A 20,521-nucleotide genomic window follows, 5' to 3' on the forward strand; every position below is an offset into this window, starting at 1 on the left:
GTCGCTATCCTATACCAAAATGAGACAATGTTGACGGTTATCACACACTTTTTTTCATTGAATTTGCTTATACGGCAACGATTGCGTCCCGTAATCTGCGTTAAGTAAACGTTAAACTTGCAATAAAACAGGAAACGGCATGTCCCACATTGAAGCGGTATTTTTCGACTGTGACGGCACCCTGGTCGACAGTGAAGTAATTTGTTCCCGCGCGTACGTGCATATGTTTGAAGCGTTTGGTATTTCGCTCGATCTGGACGAGGTTTTCAAACGGTTTAAAGGCATGAAACTGTATGAAATCATTGATGTTATCGGCGAGGAGTACGGTAAAGCGCTGGATAAAAGCGCGCTGGAGCCGGTGTATCGCGCGGAAGTGGCGCGTCTGTTTGACAGCGAGCTGGAAGTGATTGCCGGTGCGAATGCATTACTGGACGCGGTGGCGATTCCGATGTGCGTCGTTTCTAACGGCCCCGTCAGCAAAATGCAACACTCTTTGGGTAAACTTGGAATGCTACATCACTTTCCTGAAAAACTGTTTAGCGGCTATGACATCCAACGCTGGAAGCCCGATCCGGCGATAATGTACCATGCAGCTAAAGCGCTCAATGTCGATCCGGCAAACTGTATTCTGGTGGATGATTCCACCGCCGGGGCGCAATCTGGTATCGCGGCAGGGATGGAAGTATTTTACTTCTGCGCCGATCCGCATAACAAACCCATCGACCACCCAAAAGTGACTACGTTCACTGATTTGGCGCAGTTGCCAGAGCTGTGGCGCGCTCGCGGGTGGCATGTTACGCGTTAATCTAAACCACTAAACAGGATGTTTTTATGGCCCAGACACATCGCCCTCTACCGGTATTTAAATATCACCCGCAACCTCTGGAAACCGGGGTGTTCTCTGAAGACAAAACGGTCACCTGCGCCTGCTGTCAGCAGCCAACCCATGTCTACTACACCAATCCATTCTATACCCGGCAAGATGTCGACTATCTCTGCCCATGGTGTATTGCAGATGGTGCAGCCGCAGAGAAATTTGGCGGCAGCTTTCAGGATGAATCCTCTCTGGAGGGCATTGAAAGCGAGTTCGACGACGAAGGCGAATTTACCGGCTTTAAAAATCCCTGGCCGGAAGCCAGCGTGATTGAATTGACCGAAAGAACACCGGGATATTGTGGCTGGCAGCAGGAGTACTGGCTGGCGCACTGTAATGATTTCTGCGCCTTCGAAGGGTACGTTGGCTGGAAAGAGATTGCCGACAAGTTGGATCAATTTGCCGATCTGCGGGCCGACTGCAATGCTTTCGGCATAGATTACGAGAAGCTCCCCGAATACCTGCTTGATGGCGGTGATTGCCAGGGTTATCTCTTCCGCTGCCTGCATTGTGGGAAACTGCGGCTGTGGGCCGATTTCTCCTGATGGAGAGCGACAGGAGCACAACAGATGTCTGAATTACTTGCACGTTACCAGGGTTGCCTGCTTGGGCTAGCCGCAGGTGATGCGGTTGGTACAACGGTGGAGTTTAGCGCGAAGGACTCTTTTCCTCCCGTGACGGGGATGGAAGGCGGCGGCCCGTTTCATTTACAAGCCGGGCAGTGGACTGACGATACATCAATGGCGCTGTGCCTTGCGGAAAGCCTGGTCACCTGTAACGGGTTTAACGCAAAGGATCAGATGAACCGTTATCTGAACTGGTGGAAATGGGGCTATTTAAGCTCTACGGGCCACTGCTTTGATATCGGCATGACCGTTGCCAATGCGTTGCAGAAGTTCGCCAATGATGGCGAACCCTTTGCTGGTTCCAGCAACCCGCGAACGGCTGGCAACGGCTCGCTGATGCGTCTGGCTCCTGTGGTGCTGTGGTTCTTTCCTCATGAAGCACAAGTGCTGGAGTATGCGGAAGCGTCTTCACGTACCACACACGCCGCGCCGGAAGCGCTCGCCAGTTGTCGTCTGTTCGCGCAACAGCTTATGAATGCCTTACAGGGAAAAAATAAGCTGGAAACACTGACCGACATCGCGCAGTTACCGGAGCAGGAAAACCTGCGCCATATTGCGGAAGGTCGCTATCTGCAAAAAACGCGCGCGGAGATTTTTGGAACCGGTTACTGCGTGCAGAGCCTGGAAGCCGCGCTATGGTGTTTCGCCAAAGGCAACGATTTTGAAGAAACCATCCTGCTGGCAACCAATCTGGGTGATGATGCGGATACGACTGCCGCCATTGCCGGGCAACTGGCTGGCGCGTTTTACGGAGTAAACGGTATTCCGCAAGCGTGGCGTGACAAACTCTGGCAGTACGAGGATATCGATACGCTGGCAAGAAAACTGCTGACAAAATCGGTCTGAAACAAAAACCCCCTCATCGCAGAGGGGGTTTTCTTATCACTCTTTAGGATCTTTTCCAGACAGCAGCTTATCCAGTTCATCGCCGCCAACGTGGCGGAAGTCCTGACCCTTCACGAAGTAGAAAATGTATTCACAAATATTCTGGCAACGGTCGCCGATACGCTCGATAGAACGGGCGCAGAACAGCGCGGTCAGCACACTTGGAATAGTGCGCGGATCTTCCATCATGTAGGTCATTAACTGACGCACAATGCCTTCATATTCCTGATCCACTTTTTTATCTTCGCGGTAGATACGCACCGCTTCGTCCAGATCCATTCGGGCGAACGCGTCCAGCACATCATGCAGCATCTGCACAGTGTGGCGGCCCAGCGATTCAAGGCTTACCAGCAGCGGTTGGTGTTGCTGGGAGAACTTCTCCAGCGCGGTACGGCAGATTTTATCCGCCACATCGCCAATACGTTCCAGCTCAGCGATGGTTTTAATGATCGCCATCACCAGACGTAAATCGCTCGCCGTCGGCTGACGCTTGGCGATAATGCGCACACAGGCTTCGTCGATGGTGACTTCCATCATGTTAACCTGTTTGTCGCCCTCAACAACGCGCTTAGCCAGCTCGCTGTCCTGGTTGTGCATGGCGGTGATAGCGTCAGAAAGCTGCTGCTCCACCATTCCACCCATGGTCATTACCTGAGTGCGAATGCTTTCCAGCTCAGCGTTGAACTGCCCGGAAATGTGTTTGTTAAGGTTGAGATTGTCCATGGTGCACTCCAAATGCCCGCCAGATTTCACGTTGTAACAGGGTTACTGAGATCTTCACTGCTCAGCAAATCAACCATAGCGCCCGGTAATGTAGTCTTCCGTTTGCTTCTTCTTCGGCTTCGTGAACAGATCATCTGTATTGCTGAACTCAATCAACTCACCGAGGTACATAAATGCCGTGTGATCGGAACAGCGCGCTGCCTGCTGCATGTTGTGCGTCACGATTACCACGGTGTAATCCTGTTTAAGCTCTGTAATCAGCTCTTCGATACGACCGGTTGAGATCGGATCAAGCGCTGAACAGGGTTCATCAAGCAACAGTACTTCCGGGCGGATCGCGATGCCGCGGGCGATGCACAGACGCTGCTGCTGGCCACCGGAGAGAGAGTACCCGCTCTGGTGCAGCTTATCTTTGGTTTCGTTCCATAATGCGGCCTTAGTCAAAGCCCACTGCACACGCTCGTCCATATCCGGGCGTGAAAGCTTCTCAAACAGGCGCACACCGAAAGCAATATTGTCGTAAATCGACATCGGGAACGGCGTTGGCTTCTGAAACACCATCCCCACTTTCGCGCGCAGCAGCGCAATATCCTGCGTATTGGTCAGAATGTTGTCGCCATCCAGCAGGATCTCACCTTCCGCGCGCTGCTCAGGATAAAGCTCAAACATTTTGTTAAAAGTACGCAGCAGCGTGGATTTACCGCAGCCCGACGGCCCGATAAACGCCGTCACCTGATTTTTGGCAATATCCAGGCTGATGTTTTTCAGTGCATGGAATTTGCCGTAGTAGAAGTTCAAATCGCGAACCTGAATCTTATCCGGCGTCGTTTCAACCATACTCATTTATCTCTTTCCTCAACTCGACACCGCTTTCGCCGCGTCGCAAAAATTAACCGTGTTTACTCTTCGCGAAAATGACGCGCGCCAGAATATTTAACAACAGTACGCAGAGAGTGATAATCAGCACCCCGGCCCAGGCCAGCTGCTGCCACTCGGCAAACGGGCTCATAGCGAATTTGAAAATCGTCACCGGCAAGTTAGCGATAGGCTGCATCATATCGGTGCTCCAGAACTGGTTGGAGAGCGCCGTAAACAGTAACGGAGCGGTTTCACCTGCGATGCGCGCAACGGCCAGCAGCACGCCGGTCATAATTCCGGAAACCGAAGCTTTTAGGGTAATCGCGGAAATCATCTTCCATTTCGGCGTCCCGAGTGCGTAAGCCGCTTCACGCAGGCTGTCCGGCACCAATTTCAGCATGTTTTCCGTGGTACGGATGACAATCGGTACCTGCAACAACGCCAGCGCAATCACACCGGCCCAACCAGAGAAGTGCTGCATCTGAGCGACGACAAGGGTGTAAACGAACAGACCCACCACGATGGAAGGCGCTGAAAGCAGAATGTCGTTGATAAAACGGATAATTTCAGCAAGCCACGATTTACGGCCATACTCCGCAAGATAAATCCCGGCCATAATGCCCAGCGGTGTTCCGACAACCGTCGCCCAGAAAATTAACAGGCCACTGCCCGCCAGGGCGTTAGCCAGACCACCGCCCGCCGTATTTGGCGGCGGCGTCATTTCGGTAAACATCGCCACTGACATACCGTCAATACCGCGCGTAACCGTGGACAGTAGGATCCAAATCAACCAAAACAAACCGAAGGCCATGGTCGCCATCGACAATGTCAGGGCAATACGGTTTTTCAAACGGCGGCGCGCCTGCATTTTGCGACGCGATTCGGCCAGCTGCGAGGTGCTTTGCATTTCAAGCGTAGCCATTAGCGTGCCCCCTCGTTTTTCGCCAGGCGCATGATCATAAATTTAGAAATGGCCAGCACGATAAAGGTGATCACGAACAGGATAAGCCCCAGTTCCATCAATGCCGCAACATGCAAGCCCGATTCGGCTTCGGCGAACTCGTTCGCCAGCGCGGAGGTAATACTGTTGCCAGGCATAAACAGCGAAGCACTGTCGAGCTGGTAGGTGTTACCGATGATAAAGGTCACCGCCATGGTTTCACCCAGTGCGCGCCCCAGACCTAGCATCACGCCGCCAATCACCCCGTTTTTGGTAAATGGCAACACGATGCGCCAGATAACTTCCCAGGTGGTGCAGCCAATGCCGTAGGCCGACTCTTTCATCATTACCGGCGTTTGTTCGAATACATCGCGCATTACCGCCGCAATGTACGGAATAATCATAATGGCGAGGATCACCCCTGCGGCCAGAATACCGATACCAAATGCGGGGCCGGAAAACAGCGCACCGACAAAAGGAATGTTGGAGAGGACATTGCCCACCGGCTCCTGGAAGTAGGTCGCGAACAGCGGAGCGAAAATAAACAGCCCCCACATGCCGTAAACGATACTCGGGATCGCCGCCAGCAGCTCAATGGCAATACCCAGTGGGCGTTTCAGCCAGTTTGGCGACAGCTCCGTCAAAAACAGCGCGATACCAAAACTCACCGGAACAGCGATCAACAGCGCGATGACGGAGGTAACAATGGTGCCGTAAATCGGTACCAGTGCCCCATAGACGTCATTCGGTGCATCCCACTCTTTGGTCCACAGGAAAGAAAAACCAAACTTCTGAATGCTTGGCCATGAGGAGAAAATCAGGGACACGATAATGCCGCTGAGCAGCAATAACACAATCAGCGCAGCCAGTCTTACCAGTGCGCTGAATAACATGTCGCCTTTTTTACCCGGGGGATTAAATGCCGGCTTGGTTGCAGCCATAAATTACTCTTCAGTTTAACGTCTTACGAATTTGCCCGCAGGCACTTGCGCTTGCCGGGCCTACAGAAGATCTGTAAGGCGGATGGTGTAAGCGCCATCCGCCATGTTCTTCAAAAACTTGCGCTTAGTACAGCGCTTTACCGCTACTGTCTTTCACGTTGGCTTTCCAGGCTGAGCGAACTTGTTCAACAACGCTATCCGGCAGGGTTGCGTAGTCGAGGTCGTTAGCTTGTTTGCCGCCTTTTTTGTAAGCCCAGTCAAAGAATTTCAGCACTTCAGCGCCTTGCTCAGGTTTAGCCTGCTCTTTGTGCACCAGAATGAACGTGGTGGAGGTGATTGGCCACACATCTGCACCTTTCTGGTTAGTCAGATCCTGCGCGAAAGACTTGCTCCAGTCGATATCTTTGGCTGCGTTGGAGAAGCTGGTTTCCGTCGGGCTAACCGCTTTACCATCGGCAGAGAGCAGCTTGGTGTAGGTCAGGTTGTTCTGCTTAGCGTAAGCATATTCAACGTAACCGATAGAACCCGGCAGACGCTGAACGAACGCCGCGATACCGTCGTTACCTTTACCGCCCAGACCGGTCGGCCAGTTAACGGTAGAACCAGAACCCACTTTAGATTTCCACTCTTCATTCACTTTCGCCAGATAGCTGGTGAAAACGAAGGAGGTGCCGGAACCATCAGCGCGGCGAACCACAGCGATATTCTGCGAAGGCAGTTTTAGGCCAGGGTTGAGTTTGGCGATGGCCGCATCATCCCATTTCTTGATGTTGCCCAGGTAGATGTCACCCAAGGTTTTGCCGTCCAGCACCAGCTCACCGGATTTAACACCCGGGACGTTGATTGCCAGCACGATACCGCCGATCACGGTTGGGAACTGGAACAGGCCTTCCTGAGCCAGTTTGTCGTCAGACAGCGGGGCATCGGACGCACCGAAATCAACAGTTTTAGCAGTAATTTGTTTAACGCCACCAGAAGAACCGATACCCTGGTAGTTAATCTTGTTACCTGTTTCTTTCTGGTAGGTATCAGCCCACTTGGCATACACCGGCGCCGGGAAAGTTGCGCCCGCGCCTGTCAGGCTGGCAGCTGCGTTTACAGCAAATGCACTCAGAGAAAAGGTCGCGGCGACAACAGTTGCGACAGTGGTACGCATAACGTTCATAATGTCTCCTGCAAGAATCGTAAATCGTTGTTTAGTGGCTACGATGAGCAAAATAGGACACTTTGATGACAGTTATATGCAATGATTGTTACTGTTTGATGACAGCAACGAATTACGGCCAGATTTAGCGAATGTTGGATGGTTTATCAGCAAGATAAAAAGTTTAATGACAATAAGGTGTCAGCAAAATTTTAGTTTTATGACACTCAAACCGTAGCTGAATTTGACAAGAAGTTCTAACTAAATGCGAGAAAAAGCCGCCGCTTAGCAATTTATTTGCGCTTAGATTGCGTCAATGCCTGACGCCGAAATTGGGCTATTTTCAGCGATACGCGCCACTGCATCAGTTTTGTCAGTTCAGGCCCATTCATCACTTTCCGCGCCAGCCATAACAGAACAATACCACTTCCCCAAAAAGCCAGAGACATTGCGGAAAACCGAGCAATGAGAAGCCATCCTGCCACTAGCACGTTGCAAACAAATAACAGCAACCAGACAGCCAGAAATAATTTCAAGGAGAGCGTACGCCCTTTTTCTATACCAATAAGTGCCACGCCCAGGATTAAAAATACCGCTACACCTACGATAAAACCCAGGCCGCCAATGGCGGTTTTCACCGTCAGCGCAAGGCAGACATAGCTCAGTAGCAAGGCATAAAACACTACCGTTACGCTGCCATAAAAAGTTGTCCCGCCTCTGCCTGCAGGGTAGACCTTTGGCATCTCTCTGAATGCTTCCGCAGCCAGCTTCAACTGCGCCAGCTTGCGACCCGCGATTCCCGCATCAACGCCCCGGCAATAATTGATGAGTGCAAGCAACCTCGCACCCGCCATTTTTTCCAACAAACTCATGCGTATCCTTAAAATAAATATCCTCCGGCATAGCCGGAGGTTTTTCAGATGCGCCTGTAAGGCTCTGTTACCAGCCGCGCCCTAACAGGCGCATACGATCTGACATTTGCATCAGACTTCGTTACTTACGGCCCGTAAACGGGCTACCCGGATAAGGGATCGATAACTGCTCGCCCAATTTTATCCTCTTCAAGCTGGTGCTTTATGTAATCCTGTATCTTCGCCGTGTTCTTACCCACCGTATCGACGTAGTATCCCCGACACCAGAACTCCCTGTTCCTGTATTTGAATTTCAAATCCCCAAACTGCTCGTAAAGCATCAGACTGCTTTTCCCTTTCAGATATCCCATAAAGCCGGATACTCTCATTTTGGGCGGGATTTCCACAAGCATATGGATATGCTCTGCGCAGCATTCAGCTTCCAGAATCCGTACGTTTTTCCACTCACACAGCTTTCTCAAAATTCTGCCTATTGCTCTACGCTTCTCTCCGTAGAACGCCTGTCTTCGGTATTTCGGCGCAAAAACTATGTGATATTTACAGTTCCATCGGGTGTGCGCTAAGCTCTTTTCGTCCCCCATTGGGACCCCCTTTTGATTTCTTGTTTGACACTTGCAGTTGCCAGACCGCAAGGTGTTTTAACAAATCAAAAGGGGTTTTAATAACTGGCTCAAAGCTGAAAGCTTTCCGGAACCCCAGCCTAGCTGGGGGTTTTCTGTGCACAAAAAAGAGGCTGCCACCAGGCAACCTCTTTCTACACAATGACGAGCTTAAGACCTTATTCCACAGTAACCGATTTCGCCAGGTTACGCGGTTGATCCACGTCGGTGCCTTTGATCAGCGCAACGTGGTAAGCCAGCAGTTGCAGCGGCACGGTATAGAAGATTGGCGCGATCACCTCTTCAACATGCGGCATATCGATAATGTGCATATTGTCATTGCTGGTGAAACCGGCATCCTGATCGGCGAAGACATACAGCACGCCGCCACGGGCGCGAACTTCTTCGATATTGGATTTCAGTTTTTCCAGCAGTTCGTTGTTTGGCGCAACGACAATCACCGGCATATCGGCATCAATCAGCGCCAATGGGCCATGTTTCAACTCACCTGCGGCATACGCTTCGGCGTGAATGTAAGAGATCTCTTTCAGCTTCAGCGCGCCTTCCAGCGCGATCGGATATTGATCGCCACGGCCAAGGAACAGCGCATGATGCTTGTCAGAGAAATCTTCTGCCAGCGCTTCAATGCGTTTATCCTGCGACAACATCTGCTCAATGCGGCTCGGCAGCGCCTGCAAACCATGAACGATATCGTGCTCAATGGCCGCATCCAGCCCTTTCAGGCGGCTCAGTTTCGCCACCAGCATCAGCAATACGGTGAGCTGAGTGGTGAACGCTTTGGTTGATGCAACGCCGATTTCCGTACCGGCATTGGTCATCATCGCCAGATCGGATTCACGCACCAGCGAGGAACCCGGAACGTTACAAATGGCCAGCGAACCCAGATACCCCAGTTCTTTCGACAAACGCAGCGCCGCCAGCGTATCCGCCGTTTCACCAGACTGCGACAGTGTGATCATCAGGCTATTGCGACGCACCGCAGATTTGCGATAGCGGAACTCAGAAGCGATTTCGACATCGCACGGAACGCCAGCCAGCGCTTCAAACCAGTAGCGGGAAACCATTCCGGAATTATAAGACGTACCGCAGGCAACAATCTGAATATGCTCAACTTTTGACAGCAGTTCGTTGGCATTCGGCCCCAGTTCGCTCAGATCCACTTCACCGTGGCGGATGCGGCCGGTCAGGGTATTTTTGATGGCGTTCGGCTGTTCGTAGATCTCTTTCTGCATGTAATGGCGGTAAATACCTTTATCGCCAGCGTCATATTGCAGATTAGATTCGATCTCAGGGCGCTTAACCTGCGCGCTGGATTTATCAAAAACAGTCACGCTACGGCGAGTGACTTCAGCAATATCGCCCTCTTCAAGGAAAATAAAGCGGCGGGTCACTGGCAGCAACGCCAGCTGATCGGATGCAATAAAGTTTTCGCCCATGCCAAGGCCAATAACCAGCGGGCTGCCAGAACGCGCTGCCAGCAGCGTGCTGGGATCGCGGGTATCCATTATGACCGTGCCATATGCACCGCGTAACTGAGGGATAGTGCGCAACACGGCTTCACGCAGTGTGCCACCTTGCTCCAGCTCCCAATGAACAAGGTGCGCGATAACTTCGGTATCCGTTTCAGAAACAAACACATAACCGCGCGCTTTTAACTCTTCACGCAGCGGTTCATGGTTTTCGATAATACCGTTATGCACCACAACAATATGGTCAGAAACATGCGGATGCGCATTCCCTTCCGACGGTTCACCGTGTGTTGCCCAGCGGGTGTGCGCAATACCGGTTCCACCATGCAGTGGGTGTTCTTCCGCCGCCTGAGAGAGCATCTGTACTTTACCGAGACGACGCAGGCGAGTCATATGACCTTGTGCATCAACCACTGCCAGACCAGCAGAATCATAACCACGGTATTCCAGACGACGAAGGCCTTCGAGAAGGATTTCAGCTACATCACGTTGCGCGACTGCGCCAACAATTCCACACATATTTTTTGATTCCGATTTTGGCATTATGCCTTTTGTTGTCGGTCAACCTGTTTACACCTCATGCTTCAACGCTGCCTTTGTACAACGCGAATTATTGGGTGTAAGTGTCCGATTACCGGACTCCCCGAGCCTTGTAGAGAGTGGGGTTATTTTTATAGGTACTGCATTTGGGCGGGGGAATTATCTTTCCCCTCATCCCTAAAATCGTTACTTCTTCTTCACCGGACGCTGCCAGCCCTGTTTTTGCACCTGCGGCACGCGGCTTAAAACCAGTTCATTTTCGTTAACGTTGCGCGTCACCGTGGTACCAGCGGCAATCGTCGCACCTTTGCCGACCGTGACAGGTGCCACCAGCTGCGTATCAGAACCAACAAACACATCATCACCGATGATGGTTTTATGTTTGTTTGCGCCGTCATAGTTACAGGTGATGACGCCTGCGCCAACATTCACGTTGTCGCCAATTTCCGCATCGCCCAGATAGCTCAGATGCCCGGCTTTCGAGCCTTTTCCCAGACGCGCTTTTTTCATTTCAACAAAGTTGCCGACATGCGCGCCAACCAGCAATTCAGCGCCCGGGCGCAAACGCGCAAAAGGACCGATGGTACATTCCGCTTCCAGACGAGCATCTTCCACAACGCTGTACGGGCTGATTTCGCAATCATCGCCAATTTCGCTGTTTTTCAGGATACAACCGGCACCGATCTTCACGCGATGACCGAGCTTAACGTGCCCTTCAATGATGACGTTAGCATCGATCTCGACATCCCGCCCATGTTCCAGCGTACCGCGCAGATCGAAACGCGCTGGATCGCGCAACATAACGCCTGCCAGCAGCAATTTCTCGGCTTGTTCAGACTGGTAAGCACGTTCCAGACGTGACAACTGAAGACGATTGTTAACGCCTTCCACTTCGCTCAGGCGCTGCGGGTGAACAGCGACAATTTCACGCCCTTCCTGATAAGCCAGCGCAATGATATCGGTGATGTAGTATTCACCCTGTGCATTGTTGTTGTTGAGCTTGCCAAGCCAGCGTTTCATATCGCCACCATTGGCGATCAAAATACCGGTATTGATTTCATTAATCTTACGCTGGTCTTCACTGGCATCTTTCTGCTCAATAATGCCGGTCACGACGCCGTTTTCGCGCGTGATACGGCCATATCCAGAAGGGTCATCCAGAACCACAGTTAACAAACCGATCCCACCTTGCGGTTTTGCAGCACGCAGACGTTCCAGTGTTTCCACCGAAATCAGCGGCACATCGCCGTAGAGCATGAGAATATCTTCGTCATCAGCAAAGAACGGTGCAGCCTGCTGCATCGCATGGCCAGTACCCAGCTGTTCAGCTTGTAAAACCCAATTAAGTTTATCGTCAGAAAGGCGTTGTTTGAGCAGATCGCCGCCGTGGCCATACACCAGATGAACGTGGTTCGCGCCAAGAACAGTTGCGGTATCAATGACATGCTGAACCATTGCTTTCCCTGCAAGCGTATGCAGCACCTTGGGAAGATCGGAATACATGCGTGTGCCTTTGCCCGCAGCAAGGATCACCACACTCATTTTTGTGTTCAACATATGCGTCCTGACTCTATTTTGGGAAAGAAGTAAACCTCTTTCGCGTTGAAAATTCTACATATTTTGCAGCATGAAATGGATTGCCGACGAAACGCTCAAGTTCCGTTGTTACAAGCCATTTGAAGGCTATTTGGTGCGCAGAGTAAATCAGTTTGCCGCTGAAAAATAGCACCATTTCCCGCTGGTGCTAATTCATACAATGAGTTAGCAATTATTTTCATCCTGAATAAAGATCGCACAAAAACAAAACAGCGTTTTAATCATCAAAGAGTGTGACGAACAAAAAAGAAACAGCGTTTCATCTTGATGATAATGGCAGGCAATTATCAATCAGGAGAATAGAATGAATTATAAAATACCTCTGGCCCTCACGGTTTGCAGTTCGCTGATTTCCATTCCTGCGTTGGCTGCAGCAGCTCCCGTCTGGAAAGCTATTGCTTTTGGGCAATCTACCGACGTGAATTTCTCATCGAACGTGTTACCAGAAAAAATTGGCGTCAATGATGTCACCATCGCTGGTAAAAAGCTCTCTGTGGCGGATGAGGCAGATTTAACGAATCCGATCACTATTGAAAGCCGCGGCGGCAAAATCGCTAATTCCCACGACGGGCTGACGTTTTTTTATACCCAGCTTCCCAGTAACGAAAATTTTGTCTTACAGGCAACCATTACCGTTGAGCAGTTTGGTCCGGAAAACGGTGCAAAACCCGCAGCGCAGGAAGGTGCAGGTTTGCTGGTACGAGACGTGTTAGGAAATCCACGCCAACAGCCGCTGAAGGAGGGTTATGAAGAGTTTCCGGCGGCATCGAATATGGTGATGAACGCCATTATGACGCAGGATAAAAAAGATAATTTCCGTGTGAAGATGCAAGCGATTACCCGCGAGGGGATTAGTCAGCCGTGGGGGAACGCAGGTGCTGCAATCTCGAAACAGAGTTACCAGGAAGAGGTTGATCTTCGCCAGACGCCAACCTTCCGCCTGAAATTAGAACGTACCAACGACGGTTTTATCAGCGCATGGGCACCGCAGGGCAGTGATAAATGGGTCAGCCGCAGCGTACCGCGCGCCGATCTGATTTCGGTACAAAATAAGGACCACTATTACGTGGGTTTTTTTGCTTCACGTAACGCCAAAATCGTGGTCAGCAATGCCACATTGACCACCAGTAAAGCCCAGACCATTGACTCTAAGCCCTGGCAGGCTAAGCCGTTGCCGGTTGTCGTACAAATAGCCTCTCCCACACAAAGCATTGGCGAAGCCTACACGATACAGGCACGCGCTAATTATGATGGCTTGTTTAGCGTTCGGCAGAATGAAGTGGTGATCGGTAATGAAAAACCGGTGAAAGCAGGAGAAATGTATAGCCTGCCGACCCACCTGGCGGCAGAGAACACTTTTGCACTGACCTTTACGCCGACAAGCGGCAAAGAGACAACCCCCATTTCGCAGACGTTCAACGTCGAAAGGGTGGCCGGAACCACTGTTTCAACGCTGTATGTCGCAGCTGATGGTAAAGCAGATGGTGAAGGCACCGTTGCATCGCCTCTTGATTTACCGACTGCAATCTCTCTGTTGCCGCCAGGCGGGACGATTAACCTGAAAGCTGGAGATTATGCCCGGGCAGAGATCCCACTCACCGCCAGCGGCTTGCGTGATAAACAAAAAACGCTGCAAGCCGATGGCAAAGTGGTGATCCACGGTTTACTGGTTGATGCCAGCTACTGGCATATCAAAGGCATTGAAGTTACTGACAAAAGCCTGCGCGTGCAGGGTAGCCATAACGTGATAGAAAAAGTGGTCGCCTGGCGTAATGACGATACCGGCATTCAAATTTCCTCACCGGAAAACATTGGTCGTGCATTGTGGGCGAGCCATAACCGCGTGATCGACTCGGAGTCCTGGGGGAATGAAGATCCGGGTAAAATAAATGCTGACGGTTTCGCTGTGAAGATGCGCGTCGGTGACGGTAACCGCCTGGAGAGATGCTACTCCCATGACAATATTGATGACGGTTTTGATTTGTTTAACAAGATTGAGGACGGAGGCAACGGTGTTGTGGTGATCGAGAATTCTATTGCCCGCAACAATACCAGCAACGGTTTCAAACTAGGGGGAGAAGGACAGCCTGTCGCGCATCAGGTGCGTAACAGCAAAGCGATAGGTAACCATCTGGACGGTTTCACCGACAACTTTAACCCTGGCGCGTTGGTGGTAGAAAACAATATCGCTGCGGATAATCAACGCTTTAACTTTATTTTCCGCCCAAGTCCCTACGGTGATGCGTCTACCCAGGGGAAATTCACCAACAATAAATCTGTGCGCAGTGCGCCGGGTCGCTATGACGATGCGGTGGTCGGAAATATTGATGAGACGAATTATTTTATAGTGAAAGGGCAGAGTGTGAATAAGAAGGGGAAAGCGTTGGATAGCGGGGCGGTGCTGGCGGAACTGAAGATGTAGCCAGATGGCGCTCGCTTATCACACAACGGTAAGCGTGGCGCCACTCGGCATATCAGCAATTACTGATTGAACGTACCGAAAGAGATGTTCATATTGCTGAAGAGAGCGATGATTTTGTTGATCAGTTTCATAATGGTTTCCTGCTTTGACTGAAGGTTATTTTCTGTGATGAACTTCACAAAAAAGAGTCTACGCTTCATTTTTTAACCGATCAACATTTTTGTGATGCACATCACAAAATAATAAAACACACTTTCAGCTTCATATTCTGTGGAACACTGCCATAAAAAAAGCCAGCCTGGAAACCAGACTGGCTTTTTAACGTTCAAGCCGGTGTTACATCGCTTTTTTGGTCAACTCGATAACACGCAGTTTCGCGATGGCTTTCGCCAGCTCCGCAGACGCCTGAGCGTAATCCACGTCACCGTGAGAGCTATTAATGTGCTCTTCTGCTTTACGCTTCGATTCCAGGGCTCGCGCTTCGTCGAGATCCTGGCCACGAATAGCGGTATCAGCCAGAACGGTCACACTGCTCGGTTGCACTTCAAGAATGCCGCCGGACAGATAGATAAACTCTTCATGACCGAACTGTTTTACGATGCGGATCATACCAGGCTTAATGGCGGTGAGCAGCGGTGCGTGACCCGGGAAAATACCCAGTTCACCTTCACTGCCCGTTACCTGGATTTTTTCGACCAGACCAGAGAACATTTGTTGCTCTGCGCTGACGACGTCCAGGTGGTAAGTCATTGCCATATCACCCTCCGATTAAGGCGTTAAAGTTTTTTGGCTTTTTCCACTGCTTCTTCGATGGAACCAACCATGTAGAACGCCTGCTCCGGCAGGTGATCGTATTCGCCTTCCATGATGCCTTTAAAGCCACGGATGGTGTCTTTCAGGGAGACGTATTTGCCCGGAGAACCAGTAAATACTTCCGCTACGAAGAACGGCTGGGACAGGAAGCGCTGAATCTTACGTGCGCGAGCTACCACCAGTTTATCTTCTTCAGACAGCTCATCCATACCCAGGATGGCGATGATGTCTTTCAGTTCCTGATAACGTTGCAGCAGAGACTGTACGCCACGCGCGGTGTCGTAGTGCTCCTGACCAACAACCAGCGGATCCAGCTGACGGCTGGTGGAATCCAGCGGGTCAACGGCCGGGTAGATACCCAGAGACGCGATCTGACGGCTCAGTACCACGGTTGCATCAAGGTGCGCAAAGGTGGTGGCTGGAGACGGGTCAGTCAAGTCATCCGCAGGTACGTATACAGCCTGAACGGAGGTGATAGAACCGGTTTTGGTGGAGGTGATACGTTCCTGCAGAACGCCCATCTCTTCCGCCAGCGTCGGCTGGTAACCTACCGCTGAAGGCATACGGCCCAGCAGTGCGGATACTTCAGTACCGGCGAGGGTATAACGGTAGATGTTGTCGACGAACAACAGAACGTCACGACCTTCGTCACGGAACTTCTCAGCCATGGTCAGGCCGGTCAGCGCAACGCGCAGACGGTTTCCCGGCGGCTCGTTCATCTGGCCGTAAACCAGGGATACTTTATCCAGAACGTTGGAGTCGGTCATTTCGTGGTAGAAGTCGTTACCCTCACGAGTACGTTCACCCACGCCCGCAAACACAGAGTAACCGGAGTGCTCGATCGCAATGTTACGAATCAGCTCCATCATGTTTACGGTTTTACCTACGCCCGCACCACCGAACAGACCAACTTTACCGCCCTTAGCGAACGGACACATCAGGTCAATAACTTTGATGCCGGTTTCCAGCAGTTCCTGAGAGCTGGAGAGCTCTTCATAGGAAGGTGCCGCGCGGTGAATTGCCCAACGCTCTTCTTCACCGATGTCGCCTTTCATGTCGATCGGCTGACCGAGCACGTTCATGATACGACCCAGTGTAGCTTTACCTACCGGGACTTCGATCGGGTGCGCAAGGTCATTAACTTCCAGACCACGACGCAGACCGTCAGAAGAACCCATGGCGATGGTACGTACGATACCGCCGCCGAGCTGCTGCTGAACTTCCAGCACCAGCGTCTCGTTACCATTTTTAACCTCAAGAGCATCGTACACGCGCGGTACGGCATCCTGAGGGAATTCGACGTCAACTACGGCGCCGATTACCTGGACAATTTTTCCAGTAGCCATCATGAATCCTCTACGAATTAACCTGGTTATACCGCGGATGCACCACCGACGATTTCGGTGAGTTCCTGAGTAATGCTGGCCTGACGAGCTTTGTTGTATACCAACTGCAGCTCTTTAATCAGGCTGCCGCCATTGTCGGTCGCGGCTTTCATCGCCACCATACGTGCGGCCTGCTCGCTGGCCAGGTTTTCCACAACACCCTGGTAAACCTGAGATTCAACATAACGACGCAGGAGAGTGTCCAGCAGCGCTTTTGGATCAGGTTCATACAGATAATCCCAGGATTTACGCTTCAACTCTTCATCTTCTGCAGCCGGTAACGGCAGCAACTGAGTGATGGTCGGAACCTGAGACATAGTGTTGATAAATTTGTTGCTAACAATATAAAGCTTGTCGAGACGACCTTCGTCGTAGGCTTGCAACATCACTTTTACCGGGCCGATCAGTTCTGACAAGGACGGGTTATCACCCATGCCCGTCACCTGAGCGACAACGTTGCCACCTACGGAATTAAAGAAAGAGACGCCTTTAGAGCCGATCATCGCGAGTTCGCTCTGAACGCCTTTATCGGACCATGCTTTCATATCCGCCAGCAGTTTTTTGAACAGGTTAATGTTCAAACCACCGCACAGACCACGGTCGGTCGACACCACCAGGTAGCCCACGCGTTTAACGTCGCGTTCTTCCAGGTAGGGGTGCTTATATTCCAGATTACCGTTTGCAAGGTGACCAATCACTTTGCGCATGGTATCTGCATAAGGACGGCTGGACGCCATGCGATCCTGCGATTTACGCATTTTGGAAGCGGCGACCATCTCCATCGCTTTAGTGATCTTCTGCGTGTTCTGGACGCTTGCGATCTTACTACGTATCTCTTTTGCGCCGGCCATGAGCTTCTCCTCAATGCCTTGCGGCCTGCCCTAAGACAAGCCGCCAGACGTTACCAGGATTGGGTTGCTTTGAAGGAATCGAGGAGGCCTTTCAGCTTGCCTTCGATTTCGTCGTTATAGCCACCGGACTGGTTGATCTCTTGCATCAGCGGAGCGTGATCACGGTCAGCGAAAGCCAACAGAGCGGCTTCGAAGCTACCGATTTTCGCCAGTTCCACATCTTCGAGGTAACCGCGCTCAGCCGCGAACAGCACCAGGCCCTGTTGTGCAACAGACATAGGGGCATACTGTTTCTGTTTCAGCAGCTCGGTCACTTTCTGACCATGACTCAGCTGTTTACGGGTCGCTTCATCTAGATCGGAAGCGAACTGAGAGAACGCCGCCAATTCACGATACTGCGCCAGCGCGGTACGAATACCACCGGACAGTTTCTTGATGATCTTGGTCTGAGCTGCACCACCCACACGAGATACGGAGATACCCGGGTTAACTGCCGGACGAATACCGGAGTTAAACAGGTTGGTTTCCAGGAAGATCTGACCATCGGTAATAGAAATTACGTTGGTCGGAACGAACGCAGAAACGTCACCCGCCTGGGTTTCGATGATCGGCAGCGCGGTCAGAGAACCGGTTTTACCTTTCACTTCACCTTTGGTGAAGTTTTCAACGTATTCAGCATTAACGCGGGATGCGCGCTCCAGCAGACGAGAGTGGAGATAGAATACGTCGCCCGGGAATGCTTCACGTCCTGGCGGACGACGGAGCAGCAGGGAAACCTGGCGGTAAGCGACAGCCTGTTTAGACAGGTCATCGTATACGATCAGCGCATCTTCACCGCGGTCACGGAAGTATTCGCCCATTGCGCAACCGGCATACGGTGCCAGGTATTGCAGTGCAGCAGATTCAGAAGCGGTTGCCACAACAACGATGGTGTTGGACAGTGCACCGTGCTCTTCCAGCTTACGTACCACGTTAGAAATGGTAGAGGCTTTCTGGCCGATAGCGACGTATACGCATTTGATGCCGGAATCGCGCTGGTTGATGATCGCATCGATTGCCATCGCGGTTTTACCGGTCTGACGGTCACCGATGATCAATTCACGCTGACCACGACCGATTGGGATCATGGCATCAACGGATTTATAACCCGTCTGTACCGGCTGATCGACGGACTGACGATCAATAACGCCCGGGGCGATAACTTCGATTGGCGAGAAGCCATCGTTATCAACCGGACCTTTACCGTCGATCGGCGCGCCCAGGGTGTTGACCACACGTCCAAGCAGGCCACGGCCAACCGGAACTTCCAGAATACGGCCAGTACACTTAACCTTCATGCCTTCGGCGAGGTCAGCGTACGGACCCATCACAACCGCACCTACGGAGTCGCGCTCCAGGTTCAGTGCGATAGCGTAACGGTTACCCGGCAGAGAAATCATCTCGCCCTGCATACAGTCGGCCAGGCCGTGGATGCGGATAACACCGTCACTTACAGAAACAATAGTACCTTCGTTGTGAGCTTCGCTCACAACACTGAACTGAGCAATGCGCTGCTTGATCAGTTCGCTGATTTCGGTGGAATTCAGTTGCATGCTCCAGTCCCCTTAAGACTGCAAGACGTCTGCAAGGCGTTCAAGACGGCCGCGTACGCTGCCATCAATGACCATATCACCCGCTCGGATGATTACGCCTGCCATTACAGACTTATCGATATTGCAATTCAGCTTCACTTTGCGTGACAGACGTTTTTCCATCGCAGCGCGGATTTTCGAAAGCTGTTCTTCACTCAGTGCGATCGCGGAAGTCACTTCGACTTCGGCGATTGCCTCGCTGGCTGCGCGTAACTGAATAAACTGCTCAAGAACATCAGGAAGCACTTTGATTCGACCATTTTCAGCCATCACCCGGATCAGGTTCTGACCTTTGTCGTCAAGTTGCTCCCCACAGACTGCGATAAACGACTTAGCGAGCGTTTCCGGTGCTAACGCGCCGGAGATAAGCTCTGCCATGTCTTCATTTTTCGTCACCTCGGCGGCAAACGCCAGCATGTCCTGCCAGCGATCAACACTCTGAGTTTCGACGGCAAAGTCAAAAGCTGCTTTGGCGTAGGGGCGAGCTACCGTTACAAATTCAGACATCAGCCCCTCCTCCTTACAGTTCAGCGACCAGTTTATTCACGATGTCGCTGTTAGCAGCTTCATCCACGGAACGCTCGATGATTTTCTCGGCGCCGGCTACTGCCAGCAGAGCCACTTGCTTACGCAGCTCTTCGCGGGCACGTTTGCGTTCGGCGTCAATTTCCGCCTGCGCCTGCGCCACGATTTTGGTACGTTCCTGCTCGGCTTCTGCTTTCGCTTCGTCCAGGATCTGAGAACGACGTTTGTTCGCCTGTTCAATGATTACCTGAGCTTCAGCTTTCGCTTTTTTCAGCTGGTCGGTCGCATTGGCCTGTGCAAGGTCAAGGTCCTTTTTAGCTCGTTCTGCGGAAGCAAGGCCGTCAGCAATTTCTTTCTGACGTTTTTCGATGGCAGCCATTAACGGCGGCCATACGTACTTCATGCAGAACAGAACGAACAGGACAAACGCGATGGCCTGGCCGAGGATTGTTGCGTTTAGATTCACAGCACAATGCCTCTTATCTGGTTAACGTTCTAAACAATTGCTTGAAAAGCAACCCTTACTACGCGACAGCAAACATCACGTACAGACCCAGACCCACAGCGATCATCGGGATAGCATCCACCAGACCCATTACGATAAAGAACTGAGTACGCAGCAGAGGAATCAGATCCGGCTGACGCGCTGCGCCTTCCAGGAATTTACCCCCGAGGATGCCGATACCGATCGCAGCACCGATTGCCGCCAGACCCATCATCACAGCGGCAGCCAAGTACAGCAGATCCATATTCAGGTTTTCCATGACAGTCTCCAGTTTGTTTCAGTTAAAACGTAGTAGTGTTGT

Annotated in this window: 19 protein-coding genes and 1 pseudogene; 4 read left to right on the forward strand and 16 right to left on the reverse strand. The window is 51.6% G+C overall.

All coding sequences use genetic code 11. From position 1 onward, the window contains the following. The first annotated feature begins 139 nt into the window (after positions 1–139). From yieH to ACFX4O_RS13745, 3 genes are read left to right on the forward strand one after another with little or no spacing between them, the layout of a single operon-like run. Positions 140–805 (forward strand): 6-phosphogluconate phosphatase, encoded by a 666-nt coding sequence (gene yieH, locus ACFX4O_RS13735; RefSeq protein WP_131413022.1) that lies wholly within the window; start codon positions 140–142, stop codon positions 803–805. 26 nt (positions 806–831) lie between these two features. Then, a complete protein-coding gene (gene cbrC / locus ACFX4O_RS13740; protein WP_131413020.1) occupies positions 832–1,419 on the forward strand; it encodes a PF03691 family colicin E2 tolerance protein CbrC in 588 nt (195 codons plus the stop codon). A 24-nt stretch (positions 1,420–1,443) separates the two neighbouring features. After that, a complete protein-coding gene (locus ACFX4O_RS13745; RefSeq protein ID WP_131413018.1) occupies positions 1,444–2,346 on the forward strand; it encodes an ADP-ribosylglycohydrolase family protein in 903 nt (300 codons plus the stop codon). A gap of 36 nt (positions 2,347–2,382) precedes the next feature. Here ACFX4O_RS13745 and phoU read toward each other — a convergent pair whose 3' ends face one another. The 9 genes and pseudogenes from phoU to glmU all read right to left on the reverse strand — a co-directional run bounded on the left by phoU (position 2,383) and on the right by glmU (position 12,049). Continuing rightward, entirely contained in the window at positions 2,383–3,108 is a 726-nt protein-coding gene (gene phoU / locus ACFX4O_RS13750; RefSeq protein WP_380209279.1) for a phosphate signaling complex protein PhoU, read from the reverse strand. 69 nt (positions 3,109–3,177) lie between these two features. After that, on the reverse strand, positions 3,178–3,951 hold the full coding sequence (gene pstB / locus ACFX4O_RS13755; protein WP_131413014.1) for a phosphate ABC transporter ATP-binding protein PstB: 774 nt from the start codon (positions 3,949–3,951) through the stop codon (positions 3,178–3,180). Positions 3,952–3,997: 46 nt separating this feature from the next. Then, entirely contained in the window at positions 3,998–4,888 is an 891-nt protein-coding gene (pstA, locus tag ACFX4O_RS13760) for a phosphate ABC transporter permease PstA (protein ID WP_380209277.1), read from the reverse strand. Then, on the reverse strand, positions 4,888–5,847 hold the full coding sequence (gene pstC, locus ACFX4O_RS13765) for a phosphate ABC transporter permease PstC (protein ID WP_017458058.1): 960 nt from the start codon (positions 5,845–5,847) through the stop codon (positions 4,888–4,890). Before pstC ends, pstA begins: the two co-directional genes overlap by 1 nt. A 124-nt stretch (positions 5,848–5,971) precedes the next feature. Beyond that, positions 5,972–7,012, reverse strand: a complete 1,041-nt coding sequence (gene pstS, locus ACFX4O_RS13770; protein ID WP_380209275.1) for a phosphate ABC transporter substrate-binding protein PstS — start codon at positions 7,010–7,012, stop codon at positions 5,972–5,974. 272 nt (positions 7,013–7,284) lie between these two features. Further along, a complete protein-coding gene (locus ACFX4O_RS13775; RefSeq protein WP_380209273.1) occupies positions 7,285–7,863 on the reverse strand; it encodes a hypothetical protein in 579 nt (192 codons plus the stop codon). A gap of 121 nt (positions 7,864–7,984) precedes the next feature. Next, a pseudogene (tnpA, locus tag ACFX4O_RS13780) lies at positions 7,985–8,444 on the reverse strand (IS200/IS605 family transposase). 197 nt (positions 8,445–8,641) lie between these two features. Further along, on the reverse strand, positions 8,642–10,471 hold the full coding sequence (gene glmS, locus ACFX4O_RS13785; protein ID WP_380209271.1) for a glutamine--fructose-6-phosphate transaminase (isomerizing): 1,830 nt from the start codon (positions 10,469–10,471) through the stop codon (positions 8,642–8,644). Positions 10,472–10,678: 207 nt separating this feature from the next. Next, on the reverse strand, positions 10,679–12,049 hold the full coding sequence (gene glmU / locus ACFX4O_RS13790) for a bifunctional UDP-N-acetylglucosamine diphosphorylase/glucosamine-1-phosphate N-acetyltransferase GlmU (protein WP_380209269.1): 1,371 nt from the start codon (positions 12,047–12,049) through the stop codon (positions 10,679–10,681). A gap of 343 nt (positions 12,050–12,392) precedes the next feature. On the opposite strand from glmU, the gene ACFX4O_RS13795 reads away from it, so the two are divergent. After that, positions 12,393–14,510 carry a right-handed parallel beta-helix repeat-containing protein gene (locus tag ACFX4O_RS13795; RefSeq protein ID WP_380209267.1) on the forward strand — a complete coding sequence of 706 codons (2,118 nt, stop codon included), beginning with the start codon at positions 12,393–12,395 and terminating at the stop codon, positions 14,508–14,510. A gap of 336 nt (positions 14,511–14,846) precedes the next feature. Here ACFX4O_RS13795 and ACFX4O_RS13800 read toward each other — a convergent pair whose 3' ends face one another. Genes ACFX4O_RS13800 through atpE form a run of 7 tightly spaced genes read right to left on the reverse strand, consistent with a single transcriptional unit; the run spans position 14,847 to position 20,479 of the window. Continuing rightward, positions 14,847–15,266, reverse strand: coding sequence for a F0F1 ATP synthase subunit epsilon (locus ACFX4O_RS13800; protein ID WP_017458049.1), 420 nt, complete (start codon positions 15,264–15,266; stop codon positions 14,847–14,849). A gap of 20 nt (positions 15,267–15,286) precedes the next feature. Next, a complete protein-coding gene (gene atpD / locus ACFX4O_RS13805) occupies positions 15,287–16,669 on the reverse strand; it encodes a F0F1 ATP synthase subunit beta (protein ID WP_017458048.1) in 1,383 nt (460 codons plus the stop codon). 26 nt (positions 16,670–16,695) lie between these two features. Further along, entirely contained in the window at positions 16,696–17,559 is an 864-nt protein-coding gene (atpG, locus tag ACFX4O_RS13810) for a F0F1 ATP synthase subunit gamma (protein ID WP_017458047.1), read from the reverse strand. 50 nt (positions 17,560–17,609) lie between these two features. Then, complete coding sequence (gene atpA / locus ACFX4O_RS13815; RefSeq protein WP_131412997.1) at positions 17,610–19,151, reverse strand: F0F1 ATP synthase subunit alpha; 1,542 nt, start codon at positions 19,149–19,151, stop codon at positions 17,610–17,612. A gap of 12 nt (positions 19,152–19,163) precedes the next feature. Beyond that, the gene (gene atpH, locus ACFX4O_RS13820) at positions 19,164–19,697 is read right to left on the reverse strand and encodes a F0F1 ATP synthase subunit delta (protein ID WP_131412995.1); all 534 of its coding nucleotides are present in this window, start codon (positions 19,695–19,697) and stop codon (positions 19,164–19,166) included. Positions 19,698–19,710: 13 nt separating this feature from the next. After that, entirely contained in the window at positions 19,711–20,181 is a 471-nt protein-coding gene (gene atpF / locus ACFX4O_RS13825; protein ID WP_017458044.1) for a F0F1 ATP synthase subunit B, read from the reverse strand. A 58-nt stretch (positions 20,182–20,239) separates the two neighbouring features. After that, positions 20,240–20,479, reverse strand: a complete 240-nt coding sequence (gene atpE / locus ACFX4O_RS13830; RefSeq protein WP_007369368.1) for a F0F1 ATP synthase subunit C — start codon at positions 20,477–20,479, stop codon at positions 20,240–20,242. Positions 20,480–20,521 lie beyond the last annotated feature (42 nt).

The sequence above is a fragment of the Kosakonia sp. YIM B13571 genome, from assembly GCF_042788095.1.
Lineage (GTDB): Bacteria > Pseudomonadota > Gammaproteobacteria > Enterobacterales > Enterobacteriaceae > Kosakonia > Kosakonia quasisacchari.